Consider the following 18,533-nt stretch of genomic DNA (forward strand, 5'->3'; position numbering starts at 1 on the left):
ATATTCCGCTACTTAAACGCGTGTGATGATAATCTTGTATTCAATCCCATCATATACGGCGGCATATTCGGACTCAGATGTCACGATTAGCCTCATCCCTGAGGCCAATCTCTTTATGTTTCAGAAAAATTCAGTCATAAAACTGGCTGATACTCTCTTTTTCTTGACCGGATACGATGACGTTTAGCAGTCGTTCATAATATGTAGCCATCCTATCAATGACTGCTTCTGTATACAGTTCCGGATTGTAATGGAGTTCACAACTGATATTTTGCGGCATGTATAAGAAATTCATCCCAAGTGATTCAAAGGGAATTATTTCGGTATCTATCACTTCCACATCAAGATTTGGCAATGATAATTTTTCATCTTTAGACACGTCGATAAAATCATAGAAATTTTGTGCATCCAAATAGTTAAACAGAACGTTAAATATACCCTCCCTCGCCTTTTCTCCCACCACGTCAATCACGACAGACATGTGGATATTAGAATTCTCTATGGCGCGATGAATAGACTGGCTAACCTGCTTAATAATTCCTTGTAGGCTCATTTCCTTATTGATATTGGATTTTACTATCAAGTCACCCAAGAATAATCCTATTGTTTGATGGCTTTCTATGCGAGTTCGGTCAGCTTTTGGCGAGGTGACAATATGTTGTGATTCACCAGAGTGCATAAAAAGAGAAGTGTGGAACAAAGCCATAAATAACATATAAGGTGTGATTTTATGAGTTTCACAATATTGCAAAACAGCTTTATCCAGCGAATCAGGTATTTTGATATGACGGGCATGAAACCGATATTTTGAAGCCAGATGTTTTCTGAAAGAAACTGGAAAATCGCGTTCTGGCTCAACATCAGCAAATTGTTGTTGCCAGAATTTAATTTGTTTTTTAGCTGCCTCAGTCGCATGGATTTCTTGCAACTCATAAACATAACCAGAATATTGCATGGCAACGGGTGGCAATGTGTTTTCTTGCCCCTGTGAATAAGCGGTATATAACTGTTTAAACTCATTCATAATGATATTGATAGACCATCCATCGGAGATAATATGGTGTACATCAATCAATAATACCGTGATTGTTTCCGAAACAGGCAGTAGGAATGTCTTGATTAACGGGCCATTATAAACATCAAAAGGTGTTCTTAATTTCTCTTCCCAGAGCTTGTTAATTCCAATAATAATTTGTTCTCTCTCGATTCCTCTTGGTAACGCTTCAATAACTTGAAGATTGATTTTCATATTGTTATCAGGCTGCATGAAAATCTGCTCATTTTCTTGATAAAACTTAAAACGTAAACTTTCATGTCGTTCCAAGATGGTATTTAAACTTTTTTCCAACGCACTGTGATTCAGTTCTCCCTCCATCAGCAAAGTAACGGGTACGTGGAAACTGTCCTCCAACAACGCTTCTTGAACAAAATACCAATACATTTTCTGACAATATGAAATAGGCATTTTTCCATCAAATATATTGTGATCAGATATATTGTGAGTTGTCTTTGGTGCGGATATTTCATGCTTATGACTGTGACGAATCACACTTGCAATCTGAGCAATAGTTGGATTCGCAAACAACTCATGCATACTGAAATGATTGGTTAACGTATTTCTTATAGCAGCGGTTATTTTAACTGCTAAGAGTGAATGACCACCGAGTGAGAAGAAATTATCATAAATACCAATTTGATTAATTTTTAGATGTTCTTGCCATAACTGACAGAGTTGTTCCTCGATTTCATCTCTCGGCGCGATATAAGCCTGACGACGTAAGTCATTTTCATCTGGAATAGGCAACGCTTTTTTATCCACTTTATTGTTTAAATTCAGTGGAATACGTTCCAATGGGATATAGAGACTGGGCACCATATAGTCAGGCAGTTGTTTTTTCAAGGCGGATTCCAGTAGCTCTGCAAGTTCTCCTCTAATAGCAGGAAGTCGCAGATAATCAGCTAAATGCGTTTGGCTGTAATCTGCATTAAAAGCGGCCGCTTTCTCCGCCAGCCAATTCGTACTCGGGCAAACATAAGCAATGAGTTTCCTCTCCTCGCTGTCATGACCATCAGCGATCACGACAGCATTACTTAAAATCTCCTGCCCCGCCAGCACAGACTCGATTTCCCCCAATTCAATGCGATGGCTGCGAATTTTAACCTGCGAATCCCGGCGGCCAATGAATTCCAACTCACCTTCCGGCGTCCAGCGGACTAAATCACCCGTACAGTAAAGTCGGTCTGCCGGGTTGGTACTGAAAGGATCTCGGATAAACTGTTTTTCTGTGATATCCGGTGCATTACGGTAACCGCGTGCCAGTTGAATGCCGCCGATATGCAGTTCCCCGACAGCCCCAATAGGCGCCAGATTACCGTCAGCATTCAGGATACGCATCACAGTATTCGGCAACGGTTTTCCAATCGTCACTCGCTTATCGGCTGTTAATAAGGCGGAAGTCACAATCGAAGTACATTCTGTTGGGCCATAAACGTTAAACAGCTTTCTGCCCTGCGACCACTGCGCGGCAATATGCGGCGCCACCGCTTCCCCTGCCAGCAACAAGGTTGAAACTGTGCGCCATTTGTTGAAGTCCAAGTGAGGCAACAGCGCAGGTGGGAGTACGGCATGGGTAATGTGGTGTTTTTCAACTATCTCATCCAACCATTCAGGCGAGCGGCGATGTGTTTCTGAAATCAAATACAGTGTGGCGCCATAGGCCAGAGTCATTGCCATTTCCAACACTGCGGCGTCGAAACTCCAGGAAGCAAACTGCAACCCGCGAATATCAGCATCCGCACCGAATAACGAGGCTTGTGCTTGCGCCAGATTCACCCACCCCTTGTGCTCCAGCATCGCTCCCTTTGGCCGGCCGGTAGAGCCAGAGGTATAAATGACATAGGCCAGATGATTTTCTGTCAGGGGCATTGAACGATGAACGATATTGTCGGTGGGCAGGTTTTGCACATATGACTGTACTGTTTCGGCATCCAGACAGATAACACGTTGCTGACTGACAGGTAATTTATCAACCAGCGGTGTTTCGGTCAGGATAAATTCAGCCCCGCTGTGCTCCAGCATGTATTGCAGGCGGGCTTGCGGATAACTGGCATCCAAAGGCACATAAGCGCCACCGGCTTTGAGGATGCCCAGCAGTGCAATCACCGTTTGCAACGACCGGGGAAGGCAAATTGCAACCAGAATATCTGGCTGGATACCCTGCTCAATCAGGTAATACGCCAATTGATTGGCCTGAGCATTAACCGCCTGATAACTTAAGCTTTCCTCACCAAAAACCAGCGCGGTTTTTTCAGGATTCAGTGCCACTTGTTCTTCAAACAACTCATGGAAGCAGCGCCCTTGTGGGTAATGGTTCTGTGGCCCATTTAATTCATGCAGTAAGGTATGCTTTTCAGCTTCTGACAATAATGGGAGTTCATGAATGGAGGGCGCTTTATTTACTGAATCATCTGTCATTACCTCAACAATGCCAGAAAGCAAGGTTGCGTAATTGGCGATAAATCTTTCAATGGTACTGCTATAAAACAGACTGGTATTTGAAATCCATACTATAGATAATTCACCTGTCTGCTCTTCTTCAAAAACATGAATTTCCAAATCAAACCGGGTTGTTCTAAATAAATTATCTCCGAGTTCAATAATATCATCCTGTCCCAGTATTGCTTCACGTCGGTTATTCTGTACTGCAAACATGATTTGGAAGATGGGATTATGGTTTAGGTTTCGTTCCGGGCTGAGCTTTTCCACCAACATCTCAAATGGCAAATCTTGATGTTCGTAAGCATCCAGAATGGTACGGCTGTTTTGCTTTAATAATTCACTGAACGTCGGCTGACCAGATAAATCTGTTCTGATAACCAATGAATTAACAAAAAAACCGATCAGAGGTTCAATATCAGGATGTTGTCTGCCAGCAATAACGGTTCCAACCAGAATATCTTTTTCATTACTATAGCGGCTCAGCAATACGGCAAAAGCCGTTTCCAAGAACATAAATAGTGTAACTTTATGCTTGGCACATAATGCTCTGATTGCCTGGGTAAGATGTGCTGAAATGCGCTGTAGATGAAGCCGCCCCTCGATATTTTGTTTTTCCGGACGTGGATTATCCAGCGGTACACGGTGGACGGATGAAATTCCGGCTAACTGATTCTGCCAGTATGTCAGTTGTTTTTTCAGCACATCATCTTGCAGCCAACCCTGTTGCCACTGGGCATAATCGGCATATTGAATTCTCAGCGGCGGTAGCGGATTTGCCTCACCCTGACAATAAGCTTTGTATAACGTGAAAAACTCATGGAGAAATATTGCCATCGACCAGCCATCGAAGGCGATATGATGTATCGTATAAATAATAAGATAATCATCTGCTGCCAATTTTATTAACCGGATGCGCAACATCAGGTCCGCGCTAAGGTTAAAAATCAGATTCTCTTCTTCCTTACTAAGTTGTTTTACCTGATCGTTTTTTTCAGTTTCAGACAACGCAGATAAATCATGATGTGTAATCGGTAAATCATAATCAGCGGCAATAAATTGCCGCGGTTCGTTATTGATGATTTTAAAATAGGTACGCAGGACTTCATGGCGTTCAAGTAATGCCTTAACGGCTGATTCAAACGCCTTTATGTTAATGAATTCCCGCAGCCTGAAATCCCCCATACAGTTATATTGGGGACTTCCTCCATCCAGTTGATCAATAAACCATAGTCGTTGTTGAGCAAATGAAAGCGGATAATGTTCCGCTTTGCCATCACGCTGAATATCTTGCAAAAAGTGATGAGTTTGCTCTTCTGAATCGAGCTGGTTCAGAAAATCAATCAACTCCTGTTTATGTTGTTTCCATTCACTGAGCAAGGCTGGTGGAATACTGCCGCAGCTAGTCTCGTATTGTAAACGGTTATCAGTAACGAACAGAGTAATTCCCTGCTCTAAAGACTCATTAATAATTCGCGCGGCATTTCTCATATCTCACCCTTCAATAGTTCTTGCGCTGTCTCTTTCCCAGCCTGGAAATGTTTTCTTTTTTCTTTGATAAGATGAATAGTGACAATCTGTGATAGCTGCTCAAGTGTCGGGTGTTCAAAAACACTTCTCAACGGAACTTCTATTTCTAATTCGTTACGTATTGAACTAATAAGGCGGGTTGCCTGTAGTGAATGTCCACCCAATGTGAAGAAATTGTCATAGATGCCAACTTGACTGACATTCAATAACCGCTTCCACAACTGACCGATCTTAATTTCCATTTCATTTCTTGGCGCCACATAATTCTGTCGGCGTAAATCGTCTTCATTTGGGATCGGTAATGCTTTTTTATCCACTTTATTATTCAACGTGAGTGGCATTCGTTCCAAAGGAATATAGAGACCTGGAACCATATATTCTGGCAATTGTTGTTTCAGTGCGGATTCGAGTAATTCTGAAAGTTCCCCACTAATGGCCGAAATCTGCGGATAATTAGCTAAATGGGTTTGATTATAGTCAGTGCGTGCTTGTACCGGTGGTAACTCTCCACGACTAAAAATCACATCCAGCAAATCAGATTGCTGTTGTGACCACGTGACGCCGCATTGATAACCACATTGTTCAGCGTATTGCAGTAAGGATTCGAATTCCTGAACCTGTTGTAATGCCTGTGGGGAGAAACTGCCGGCATTTTCTGGTGGCGTGATCATCTGATTGGCTGACCAGTGACGCAGCCCTTCTGCCAAAGTGAGGTCATCTTTAATTCTGGCGTTGGGGATACCTGAAACACCTAATATATCCTCTGCGCCCATCTGCAATAAATTACGCAGACTTTCAAAAGAATCGAAATTATGCCAATTTAACAGTAATTCATGACAAGATTTGGTGTTTTCATCGCTTTTGTGCAATATGACATCGTAACGATAACGCAACATTTCATTGTCGCCGATGCCACGTTTAACCAAAATATCAACCCGGCCAATTTCAGGGTAACGCTCCGGTAATTGAGCGAAATAAGTTGGACTAAGTAAAAACTCGGGTTCTTGTTGTAAACGCCGCTGAATACGATTCGCCAGCGCTCCTACCTGAATACGCTGCCCGTTAAGATGACTTTGCTCTATCGCTGTAGCATGGGCGGTTAATAGATCTAAGTTGCAGATATCTCCCAGCAAAATTTTCCCACCCGCTTCAACCGCCGGAATTAACTGTTCAAGTACTTTTTCCAGATATTGAACATTGGGAAAATATTGGACAACAGAGTTAATCACGACAGTATCAAATTCATCAGCACTCAATGTTCCTAAGTTGAGTGCATCTCCTCTTCTGAGCTGCACATGTGACCAGCCACGTTGTTGCAGAATGTGTTGATGCCGATTTAAAACCTCTGCCGAAATATCGGTCGCCACCACTGATTCACACTGTTCAGCATAGCGATACAGTAATAATCCGGTACCACAACCGATTTCCAGTAAGCGATGAGAATGCAGGGCTTTAATCCTGTGCATGATTCCTGCTAACCATTCTTCCATTTGCTCAAGGGCAATCGGCTGTTCAGTATAGCTGTTCATCCAGCCGCCAAAATCACTGTCTGATGCGACTGCATTACTGCTATTTTTTTTCTGAGTACTCTCTTTTTGAGTACTATCCGTTATAGGTTGACGGTACTGCTCATCAAAAATTTCTGTCCAGTTCTCAACGCTGCTTGCGTTAAACTCAACCGCTTTTTCACCTAACCACTCTGTACTTGGGCAAACATACGCAATGAGTTTTTTATCTTCATCTTGACCATAAGCGATCACAACAGCACTGCTTAAAGCATCATGCCCGGACAAAACTGTCTCGATTTCACCCAACTCTATACGGTGACTACGGATCTTAACCTGAGAGTCAACACGGCCGATAAATTCTAACTGACCATCCGGCGTCCAGCGCACTAAATCGCCGGTTCGATAAAGCCTGTTTTCCCTGCCATCCGTTACATGTGAACTGAATGGATCTCGGATAAACTGCCTTGCTGTGATTTCCGGTGAGTTTCGGTAACCACGTGCTAACTGAACGCCGCCAATATACAGTTCCCCGATAACGCCCATCGGAGCCAAATTACCTTCCGGATCAAGAATACGCATCACAACGTTAGGCAACGGTTTTCCAATCGTAATCTTCTCGTCAGTGAGTAACGCTGTGGTGACAATGGATGTACATTCTGTCGGGCCATAGACGTTAAACAGTTTTCTATTCTGTGACCAACGAACAGCAATCTGCGGTGGTACTGCTTCACCCGCCAAAAACAAAGTTGAGACAGAACGCCACTTATTAAAATTCAGATGAGGAAGCAATGCGGGTGGTAGTACAGCATGGGTTATCTGATGTTTTTCAACCACTTCATCCAGCAATTCAGGGGAACGCCGTTGGGTTTCAGAAATCAAATAGAGTATTGCGCCATAGGCCAATGTCATAGACATCTCTAAGATCATGGCGTCAAAACTCCAGGAGGCAAACTGCAACACCCGACAATGTGAGTCAATGCCAAATAAATCTGCTTGCGAGAATGCCAGATTAACCCACCCTTTATGTTCCAGCATCACCCCTTTCGGTTTACCGGTAGAGCCGGAAGTATAAATCACATAAGCCAGATGATTTTCCGTGAGCGGAAATGGACGCTCAGTAATATTATCCGTAGGCAGATGTTGTAGCTGAGACTGTACTGTCTCTGTATCCAGACAAATCACTTTCTGCTGGCTAATTGGCAGTTTTTCAACCAAGTGAGTTTCGGTCAGGATGAATTCGACTTCACTGTGATCCAACATATATTGGAGGCGGGCTTTCGGATAACTGGGGTCTAACGGTACATAAGCGCCACCCGCTTTAAGAATACCCAATAATGCCACAACCGCTTGCAATGACCTTGGTATGCACAGTGCGACCAACGTGTCCGGTATAATCCCTTGTTCAAGCAGATAGTGCGCCAATTGGTTAGCTTGCTCATTTAATGACTGATAGCTCAGGGTGTCATCGCCCAAAATCAGTGCATTTTTTTCAGGGTATTGTGATACCCGCTCTTCGAAGAGTTGATGGAAACATTTCCCGGTCGGATAAGGAATTTGTGGCCCGCTCCATTCATGCAGTAAGGTATTCCGTTCAGCGTCTGCCAATAATGGAAGGTCATGAACGGACGGCTCGCTGATACCAGTATGATGCTTCATCACATCAACAATATTAGTCAGCAAAATTCCGTAATTGGCGATTAATCTGTTAATGGTCGCATTTCTGAACAGGCTGGTGTCAGAGATCCATCCAATGGATAACTCACCTTCGTCTTCTTCATAAATATGGACTTCCAAATCGAATCGGGTGGTCAGAAGGGAACGTTCTTTAGATGTAACAATGCTATCCTGCTCCAGCGTTGTATCTCGTTGATTATTCTGTACTGCAAACATGATCTGGAAAATAGGATTATAATTTAAATTCCGTTCTGGACTGATTTTCTCCACCAGCATCTCAAAAGGCAGGTCTTGATGTGCATAAGCATCCAGGATCGTACGACTATTTTGTTTTAATAGTTCACTGAATGTAGGCTGACCGGATAAATCCGTTCTTATCACCAATGAATTGACGAAAAATCCAATCAAAGCCTCAGTGTCACGGTGTCTTCGGCCTGCAAGCGGCATGCCAACCAGAATATCCTTTTCACTACTGTAACGACTCAATAACACAGCAAAAGCCGTTTCCAGAAACATAAATAACGTCACTTCATGTTTGGCGCACAGCGCTCGTATTTCTTGGGTCAAAGCTTTTGAAATACGTTGTGGATGAACATTCCCTTCAAAATTTTGTTTTTCTGGTCGTGGATTATCCAGTGGAAAACGGTGAAGGGGCGAAATACCTGATAATTGGTTTTGCCAGTAATCCAGTTGTTTTTGCAGAATATCCCCTTGCAACCAATCCCGTTGCCATTGGGAATAATCAGTATATTGAACTGGTAATGGCGGCAGAGGATTACCCTCGCCTTGGCAATAAGCACGATATAATGTCAGCAGCTCGCTGATAAAGATTGCCAGCGACCAGCCATCACAGGCGATATGATGAATCGTATAGAGAATAAAATAATCATCATCTGTTAATTTTAGCAACCGAATACGCAGCATCAGGTCAGTGCTGAGATTAACAGCTTGTTTCCACTCTTGCTCACCGAGTTGTTTAAGCTGTTGTTCCTGCTCAAATTCTGAAAGTGTGGACAGATCATGTATGGTAATCGGCAAATCATAAGCAGTAGCGATAACCTGCCGTGGCTCATTATCAATAATTTTGAAATAAGTGCGCAGCGATTCATGGCGTTCAAGCAATGTTGCTATTGCAGCCTCAAAAGCTTTGAGATTGAGCGGCTCTCTCAATCTGAAATCACCTGTACAGTTATACTGAGGGCTGCCTTCGGTAAGTTGATCGATTAACCACAAACGCTGCTGAGCAAATGAAAGTGGGTAATGTTCCGCACGCTCATAACGCGGAATACCTTGCAGTCGGTGAGCGTCCGTATCCTCTTCTGAATCGATTTGCTTGAGGAAATCAATCAATTCTTGTTTATATTGCTTCCATTCACTGAGAAGTTCCGGAGGAATGCTGTCTCGGCTGGTTTTATATTTCAGTTTGTTATCAATAACAAACAGAGTAATCCCTTGATTTAAAGCCTCATTGATAATTTGTGCCGCATTTTTCATATATTGCCTTCCAATAGTTCCTGTGTTGTCTCTTGCCCAGCCTGGAGATGCTTTCTTTTTTCTTTAACCTGATAAATCGTGGCGATTCGTGCTAATCGCTCAAGAGTTGGATGCTCAAAGACACTGCTCAACGGTATTTCAATGTTTAGATCATTGCGTATTAAGCTGATAAGGCGGGTTGCTTGAAGAGAGTGACCACCTAGCACGAAAAAGTTGTCATAAATGCCGACTTGACTAACGCCCAACACTTCTTGCCATAACTGACTGATTTTTCCTTCCACTTCATTTCTTGGCGCGACATAACCTTGTTGTCGGAAATCATTTTCATTTGGAATAGGCAACGCTTTTTTGTCCACTTTGTTATTTAACGTGAGTGGCATTCGCTCTAGCGGAATATAAAGGCTTGGAACCATATATTCTGGTAATTGTTTTTTCAGTGCTGATTCAAGTTGCTCTGAAAGTTCAGCTTTAATATCGGAGGATTGAGAAGGATTGTCGGTATTAAATTTCAGCCCTTTTTTATCCAGCCAGTCTTTGGTTGGACAAACATAAGCAATCAATCTCTTATCGTTCCCATAAGTAATAACCGCAGCACTGCTTACGGCGTCATGTCCGACCAATGCTGTTTCGATTTCTCCTAATTCAATCCTAAATCCTCTAATCTTGACTTGAGAGTCAATCCGGTCAATAAATTCCACACTACCATCAGGCCACCAACGGGCTAAATCTCCTGTTCGGTATAAACGTTGAGATTTATCCTTCAAATCAGTAATAAATTTCGTTGCGTTTGTTTCAGGAGCATTCAAATACCCACGTGCCAGTTGGATGCCGCCAATACATAATTCCCCGGCAACACCAATAGGCGCCAAATTACCTGATGGATCAAGAATACGGATAACAGTATTGGGCAATGGTTTCCCAATCGTAATTTTGTCATCAGTTAATAAGCCCGCAGTCACAATGGCAGTACACTCTGTCGGGCCATAGACGTTAAACAGTTTTCTACCCTGTGACCAACGGACAGCAATTTGTGGTGGTACTGCTTCCCCCGCTAAAAGTAAAGTTGAAACGGAACGCCATTTGTTAAAGTCCAGATAAGGCAGCAAAGCAGGAGGTAATACAGCATGGGTAATTTGGTGTTTATCAACTAACTCATCCAAATATTCAGGGCTATGCTGTTGGGTTTCTGAAATTAAATAAAGCGCTGCTCCATACGCCAGTGTCATAGATATTTCTAAGATCATGGCATCAAAGCTCCAGGAAGCGAACTGCAATCCCCGGCTATATGAATCAACACCAAATAAACCCGCCTGTGAAAGTGCCAGATTTACCCACCCTTTATGTTCCAACATAACCCCTTTTGGTTTACCCGTAGAGCCAGAGGTATAAATGACGTAAGCCAGATTATTTTCCGTTATTGGGAATGGGCGTTCAGCGATATTGTCCGTAGGCATGTGCTGCAATTGTGATTGCATTGTCTCCGTATCCAAACAGACGACTTTCTGCTGGCTGATTGGGAGTTTTTCTACCAGATTTGTTTCGGTCAGAATGAACTCAGCTTCGCTGTGTTCCAACATATATTGAAGACGGGGTTTCGGATAACTGGGATCTAACGGCAAATAAGCTCCCCCTGCTTTAATAATCCCCAGTAGCGCGACTACAGCGCGTATTGAACGAGGAATACAGAGCGCGACCAATGTTTCTGGTCTGATCTTTTGTTCTATCAAGTAGTGAGCAAGTTGGTTAGCTTGTTTATTTAGCTCCCGATAACTTAATGAATTGCCGTCAAAAATAACTGCTATTTTTTCGGGATGTCGGGCAGCTTGTTCCTCAAACAGTTCATGAAAACAGCCGTCATGCTGGCTATGATCCTGTAGGCCATTCCATTCATGTAATAAAGTATGTATTTCAGCTTCTGCTAATAATGGAATATCATGAACAGAGGGTTCCCTGTGTATTAGATCGGAACCAATACATGGCTTCATTACACTAACAATATTAGCAAGCAAGGTTTCATAATTGGCGAGTAATCTTTCAATAGTTATATTTCTGAATAAGCTGCTGTCATAAACCCATAACAGGGATAATCCTCCTTCCTCTTCTTCATAAACATGAATTTCCAAATCAAATCGGACTTTTAGCAGCAGACGTTCTTCAAGTTCAATATTATTATCCCGCGCCAGTATCGTATCACGCTGAGTATTTTCCAGAGTAAACGCGATTTGGAATATAGGGTTATAATTTAAGTTTCGCCCCGGACTCATTTTTTCTACCAGCATTTGAAATGGCAGATCTTGATGAGCATAAGCATCCAGGATAGTGCGACTGTTCTGCTTTAATAACTCACTGAAAGTGGGCTGGCCGGATAAATCGGTTCTGATCACCAGAGAGTTAACAAAAAAACCAATCAAAGGCTCAATATCATGGTGTCTTCTCCCGGCAAGTGGTGTTCCGACCAAAATGTCTTTTTCATTACTGTAACGACTCAACAATACGGCAAAGGCTGTCTCCAGAAACATGAATAGCGTGACTTCATGTTGGTGACATAATGCTCTTATTTCTTGTGTCAGATCCTTTGAAATACGTTGCTCACTAAGATGCCCCTCGAAACTCTGTTTCTCTGGTCGTGGGTTATCCAGTGGAAGACGGTGAAGCGGAGAAATACCTGATAACTGGGTTTGCCAATAATCCAGTTGTTTTTTCAGAATATCACCTTGCAGCCAATTTCGTTGCCATTGAGCATAATCGGTATATTGGATTTTAAGTGGCGGTAATGGGGATATTTCTCCTTTATGATACGCGCGATATAAGGTGATAAGTTCATTAATAAAGATTTCTATTGACCAACTATCACAGGCAATATGGTGAATGGTATAAATAATTACATAATCATTTTCAGCCAGCTTTATCAGGCGAATACGCAACATCAAATCAGTACTGAGATTAAAAACCAAGTTATCTTCTTCTTTGCTGAATCTTTTGACTTGAGATTCTTGCTCAGTTCCAGAGAATGCGGTCAGATCATGTAGTGTAATAGGTAAATCATAGGAATGTGCTACGACTTGCCGTGGCTCATTATCAATAATCTTAATATGGGTACGTAACGCCTCATGACGCTCAAGTAACGTTTTTACCGCAGCCTTAAAAGCGTTGAAATCAAGTTGTTCCCGTAATCTCAAATATCCGGGACAATTATATTGAGGGCTACCTTCGGTAAGTTGGTCGATAAACCACAGGCGTTGTTGAGCAAATGAGAGTGGATAATGTTCTGCATTGCCATCACGTTGGATATTCTGTAATTGATATGTTTGAATTTCTTCCTCTACATCGATCTGGCTCAGAAAATCGATCAACTCTTGTTTATAATTTTTCCATTCATTGAATAATTCCGCTGGAATATTATCACGGCTGGTTTCGTATTGTAATCGATTATCAGCAACAAACAGAGTAATTCCTTGATTTAAAGCCTCATTCACAATTTGCACTGCATTTTTCATATATCTCCTTGAAAATATAATAGCAAATTATTTATTAAGTGATTATTTATGATGTCCGTAATTTCAAAATAACAAATTTCTAATCATGTTAGCATATGGGCATCGAAAATCATTAGCTATGTTGTTTGATTTTATTATCAAAAACAGTGAGAAAATATGAAGGTTTTTTTAATAGATGAGCAATATAAAAATCACACCAAAATTAATAACCATTTAAAATGATAATAGTAACATTCTATTTACTCATTAACTATTTGCCTGTTATTAATATAAATCTGCATCTAAAAAATATTAATAATAAAAATCCCAATCACAAAAACAACTGATATTTTATTTTTCCTGACCAGATACAATGGCATTAATTAATCACTCATAATATCGGAGTAAACTATCAATAGCTTCTTTGGAATAGAGTTCTGGATTATATGTAAATTCACTATAAATTACGTTGATAACTTCCATTACCATTCTGGTGTATCCTCTTCAATCTTGTTTTTTCTAAGACCAGATGCTCGTTGTCGTTTTTTTCCCTGAAGTTTAGCGAGTTGGATAGGAGATATGCTTTGTTTAGGAAGAAAAAGATTTAATTGTTCAGTTAAGTTTAATGCTGTCATAATGGCAACAAAAATCTCTAATTTGACTTTACCTTTTTCAGCATTCAGTACAGTTTTTCTTGTGACCCCAAAATGACACATTAAAACCATTATTATCTATAATGGTCAATTATAAGCACATTATATATCAATCGTAACTTTGTATGCTAATGTCCTATTAAAAAGACATTATAGACTCTAACAGCATTAATATCCAATATATGGAACATTATGAGATGAGTTGATATCGGTAGGAACTAAATGCACGCGTCATTGAATTAATCAGAGGGGATGGCAATTGATTTGGGTAAACATAACGGGGCCGTTCTTCATCGATCAATGTCAGAGTAACAGGTGTTAATTTCTTACTGGTCCGGTTAAAAGCCAGAAATATCCCCTCTTTCTGCATATCTAACGATACATAATCGTCATCAGAATCTCCTCCAAGCTTACTCTTATAAGGAATTAAACCTTCATTAAAAATTTCCTGATAAGATTTACCCAGGCTATTTATTAACGCCTCTACATTTATTGCCATTATTTTCATAACCTCTGTTTTTGATTAAGCTAAGGCTATATTCCCCGCTCAAAAACCAACCCTCTAACACGCAAATCAGTTAAATATAATCACGGAAATCCTTTTCCTACGTTACGGGCAGCGATTTAATATCGCTATCCATTTTACCCAAGACAAATAATTAGAAATCACACTTCACTCAAATTTTTTTAAACGTTATATTACTCACCTTCTGATCTGTAAAATACGCAAAAATTATTCGTGTATTTGGGTATTGATCGCTCATCCGGTCAATATAAGTATCCCATCCTCCAACCATTCCAATAACTGGCAATTTAACAGCGCCCTTTGTCTCTGATGGCTCTCCTAACACAGATTTAACCTTTGTCTTATCCATTTCAGACAAAAATGGGGGCGGCATTTCACCTCTATAAATCTTCATCCTTGGCCCAGATGCAATTAGAGTAATACCGACTGAGATTAACAACCTTGATTTATCTTCAAAAACTAACGTTAATCCATCCTCTGGTATACAGAGAAATTCATCGTCTCCTTCAAAAAAATATTCAAACTTTCCCGTTGGGATAAGTTGTTTTTCAATTAATAGATCTGCTGTTTTCCCTAGACTATGAATTATTTCAACAATATCTCTCATTATCTGTACCATCCTTTCTCTTGATTAAATTTATGTAAGCCTTTCCGGGCATTATTCAATTGACTATCAGTATAACCTTCTTCTTTCAGACCTGGAGTCATAGCATCAAAGTTACTATCAACTGCTGCTTTCAAATCGGATGCATCCCAAATCCTTTTCGTTGGTGTATTTCGCCCGCCATAAGTTTCACTATATTTTTGATGAATCCAGCGAGAAACAGCAATACAAACGCTATTCTCTAAGATATTTTTGAGCACACCAGAATCTAATTCTCCGTACCTTTCAATCAAATAAATTTTCAATGCCGCCTGAGAAGGAATATGATCAATATCTAACCCATCATTACGGCTACGTCCAGCCAGATCCTGATATTCTCCCACTTCCAACGGTTTCACCGGCGGTTTACTCAAATACACATACACCGGCGGCATATTAGGAACTGGGAGGATCAGAATATAATCACGGAAATCCTTCTCTTCCGGCATAGGTAACGATTCAATATCGGTATGATAGTTGTGAGGTATTCTCTTTGATTGTGATGAAAAGGATTATAAAAATCCTTTTCATCACTTACTCAATCTCTATTTTTTAAAGCTAGGTTTGCCGTTTTTGGTTCTCCATTCCTTTATCACTTCAAGCACACCTTCAGGACTATCTTCAATGCCATCTTCTGGATAGAAGATTAAATCACCGCCAGAGGGGTGTTCTGAAATTCTTTCAAATTCATCTATAGCTTCTGATTCTTCCTCCTCTGTTCGAAAATTTCCATTAAATATTTTCTTTATCAAGGATAAAAATTCATTTTCAGTAATATTCATTACATTATTTTCCATAGTTTATTCACCTCCAACTATGTAGTTCACCATGTCTCTTTAGCGTAACAACACTAATGTTATCAACATTATAAACATCTCCACCTTTAGAAATAGGCTTTTTATGATGTAACTCGTATTTTTTCTTTTTTCCTTTCCATTCGTCTTTCCTTGGAGCTGGAGCTTTTCCTTTTTCATATTTCCCATATTCGCAGTTTTAAATTGCTTAGAAAACTCAGGGTCATTAGCAACTTCTTTCCAAAACGCATTTCTGAAATTATCAAAGTTATTAAACTTTCTCCCACGCAACTTATCTGCTATCTGACTGGGAATTGGTGCTCCCATACCTTGCCCTGCGCGACTTAACCAGTTTCCTTCGATTTTTTGTCCCCGACCAGTTACCACTCCCGGTTGATTCCGAGGAGTATTAAACATCACATAGATCGGCTCCATGCCTGAATCGGCTGGGAATACCAGAATATAATCGCGGAAATCCTTCTCTTCCTGCATGGACAGCGATTTAATATCGCTATCCACTTTACCCAAGACAAATAATTAGAAATCACACTTCACTCAAATTTTTTTAAACGTTATATTACTCACCTTCTGATCTGTAGAATACGCAAAAATTATTCGTGTATTTGGGTATTGATCGCTCATCCGGTCAATATAAGTATCCCATCCTCCAACCATTCCAATAACTGGCAATTTAACAGCACCCTTTGTCTCTGATGGCTCTCCTAACACAGATTTAACCTTTGTCTTATCCATTTCAGACAAAAATGGGGGCGGCATTTCACCTCTATAAATCTTCATCCTTGGCCCAGATGCAATTAGAGTAATACCGACTGAGATTAACAACCTTGATTTATCTTCAAAAACTAACGTTAATCCATCCTCTGGTATACAGAGAAATTCATCGTCTCCTTCAAAAAAATATTCAAACTTTCCCGTTGGGATAAGTTGTTTTTCAATTAATAGATCTGCTGTTTTCCCTAGACTATGAATTATTTCAACAATATCTCTCATTACCTGTACCATCCTTTCTCTTGATTAAATTTATGTAAGTCTTTCCGGGCATTATTCAATTGACTATCAGTATAACCTTCTTCTTTCAGACCTGGAGTCATAGCATCAAAGTTACTATCAACTGCTGCTTTCAAATCGGATGCATCCCGAATCCTTTTCGTTGGTGTATTTCGCCCGCCATAAGTTTCACTATATTTTTGATGAACCCAGCGAGAAACAGCAATACAAACGCTATTCTCTAAGATATTTTTGAGCACACCAGAATCTAATTCTCCGTACCTTTCAATCAAATAAATTTTCAATGCCGCCTGAGAAGGAATATGATCAATATCCAACCCATCATTACGGCTACGTCCAGCCAGATCCTGATATTCTCCCACTTCCAACGGTTTCACCGGCGGTTTACTCAAATACACATACACCGGCGGCATATTAGGAACGGGGAGGATCAGAATATAATCGCGGAAATCCTTCTCTTCCGGCATCGGTAACGATTCAATATCGCTGCCCACTTTATCCGGGATCGGCAACACGGTTATTTGCGACGGAATAAACGGTTGTTCTTCATTCCCGGTATGCGGTGGAACTTTGAATTCCTGCTCGCTCGGCGTCCATAAAATTGTCGGCCGGTTTTCTCCCGGTTCCCAAAACTCGTAATTACCGGTGGTCCGATTCTGCATCATCATGCGAACCGGTACTTTATCCAGACCACCTTCCGGGCTGACGTGGTATCCCTGAACTGTCATCCTGCCGCTTTTTTCATCTCTGATCCAGCGAAAACGTACACGGGTAGAAGCTTTACCGTACTGTTCCGCTATCTGGCTCAAACGATACGGGGTTAAGTAATCCTCCTCGCCTTCATTCAACTTCGGTGAATAAAACAGCCCCATTAATCCAACCGTTACCGGATTCGGCGCCGCCAGCCAACGTCCTGCACTGATGGCGCCGCCGCCAATGTAACGCATCACCAGCGTTTCCCCTTCCGCTACCGCGCTGCGGGCAGTGGCGGCCACAGCGGTAGCGGCGGCTTTATCTTCACCACTACGGAACCACCGTTTATACCACGGTAATTTTTTATCCTGCGGTTTATCCGGCTCAGGCGGCTGTTTCTCACCTTGTGGAGATGGTTCCGGTTTTTGTGGCGTCACCGGGGTGGGAGATGACGGAACCTGATATATCGCCATTCTGCCGAAGTTATTCGCCGGTTCGGCTTCGGTTCCGGCATCAGTACAACCTTTACCCCGTAAGCAGGATTTCGCAAATACCGGTATTGGAGGCTCTTTAGTCACAGGAGGTGCGGGCTGAACGTTTCTCGTTTCCTTCACCGGCGACGAGAAATTCTGAGCCGCCATATTCACAGGCGCTGTAGCCCGATGATTAGGCTGCTCCTGCTTCTCATAGCTGTCCATCTCCGAGTTGATAAACCTAGCCCGACAGGGGCAAGTACTCACACTGTCCAATGTGCCAGCCAGCTTGCGGCCCATGTCAAACACGTCAGATACACCACCGACAATCATGTAAGTACCGGGATGTTTGCCACAGGTAACTGTATCCCCTTCACGAGCGGTCGCCCGTCCATTAAATGTCATGGTGTGGTCACCAGTGATAATCTGTCCGCCACAGGTTGTCTTATCACCAACGAGCAAGAAATATCCTATTGCCATCTATTCACTTCTCCATTGGTTTACAGCATGGAGAGTGAAGCTAATTGAAATTATCGTCATATTA

Annotated in this window: 10 protein-coding genes and 1 pseudogene; all 11 read right to left on the reverse strand. The window is 41.5% G+C overall.

The window, feature by feature from the left end; genetic code table 11:
- Window positions 1–130 precede the first annotated feature (130 nt).
- Window positions 131–4,987, reverse strand: a complete 4,857-nt coding sequence (locus EAE92_RS13480; protein WP_214068446.1) for a non-ribosomal peptide synthetase — start codon at window positions 4,985–4,987, stop codon at window positions 131–133.
- Window positions 4,984–9,702 (reverse strand): non-ribosomal peptide synthetase, encoded by a 4,719-nt coding sequence (locus tag EAE92_RS13485; RefSeq protein ID WP_214068447.1) that lies wholly within the window; start codon window positions 9,700–9,702, stop codon window positions 4,984–4,986. The genes EAE92_RS13480 and EAE92_RS13485 overlap by 4 nt, the downstream gene beginning before the upstream one ends.
- A complete protein-coding gene (locus EAE92_RS13490; RefSeq protein ID WP_214068448.1) occupies window positions 9,699–13,199 on the reverse strand; it encodes a non-ribosomal peptide synthetase in 3,501 nt (1,166 codons plus the stop codon). Before EAE92_RS13490 ends, EAE92_RS13485 begins: the two co-directional genes overlap by 4 nt.
- A gap of 461 nt (window positions 13,200–13,660) precedes the next feature.
- Window positions 13,661–13,903 carry a hypothetical protein gene (locus EAE92_RS13495; RefSeq protein ID WP_246545197.1) on the reverse strand — a complete coding sequence of 81 codons (243 nt, stop codon included), beginning with the start codon at window positions 13,901–13,903 and terminating at the stop codon, window positions 13,661–13,663.
- A gap of 118 nt (window positions 13,904–14,021) precedes the next feature.
- Window positions 14,022–14,330: a DUF6392 family protein gene (locus tag EAE92_RS13500; protein ID WP_214068449.1), complete on the reverse strand. Its 309-nt coding sequence runs from the start codon at window positions 14,328–14,330 to the stop codon at window positions 14,022–14,024.
- Window positions 14,331–14,508: 178 nt separating this feature from the next.
- Window positions 14,509–14,964, reverse strand: coding sequence for a DUF6392 family protein (locus EAE92_RS13505; protein ID WP_214068450.1), 456 nt, complete (start codon window positions 14,962–14,964; stop codon window positions 14,509–14,511).
- Window positions 14,964–15,449, reverse strand: coding sequence for a hypothetical protein (locus EAE92_RS13510; RefSeq protein ID WP_214068451.1), 486 nt, complete (start codon window positions 15,447–15,449; stop codon window positions 14,964–14,966). The genes EAE92_RS13505 and EAE92_RS13510 overlap by 1 nt, the downstream gene beginning before the upstream one ends.
- A 96-nt stretch (window positions 15,450–15,545) precedes the next feature.
- Window positions 15,546–15,797, reverse strand: coding sequence for a bacteriocin immunity protein (locus EAE92_RS13515; protein ID WP_036808198.1), 252 nt, complete (start codon window positions 15,795–15,797; stop codon window positions 15,546–15,548).
- Window positions 15,798–15,804: 7 nt separating this feature from the next.
- Window positions 15,805–16,286: pseudogene (locus EAE92_RS25410) on the reverse strand (HNH endonuclease signature motif containing protein).
- A 63-nt stretch (window positions 16,287–16,349) separates the two neighbouring features.
- Window positions 16,350–16,805, reverse strand: coding sequence for a DUF6392 family protein (locus tag EAE92_RS13525; RefSeq protein ID WP_214068452.1), 456 nt, complete (start codon window positions 16,803–16,805; stop codon window positions 16,350–16,352).
- Window positions 16,805–18,469, reverse strand: coding sequence for an S-type pyocin domain-containing protein (locus tag EAE92_RS13530; RefSeq protein ID WP_214068453.1), 1,665 nt, complete (start codon window positions 18,467–18,469; stop codon window positions 16,805–16,807). Before EAE92_RS13530 ends, EAE92_RS13525 begins: the two co-directional genes overlap by 1 nt.
- Between the last annotated feature and the right edge of the window lie 64 nt (window positions 18,470–18,533).

Origin of the sequence: Photorhabdus hainanensis (assembly GCF_018448965.1) — a bacterium.
In the GTDB taxonomy this organism is placed as follows: Bacteria; Pseudomonadota; Gammaproteobacteria; order Enterobacterales; family Enterobacteriaceae; genus Photorhabdus; species Photorhabdus akhurstii.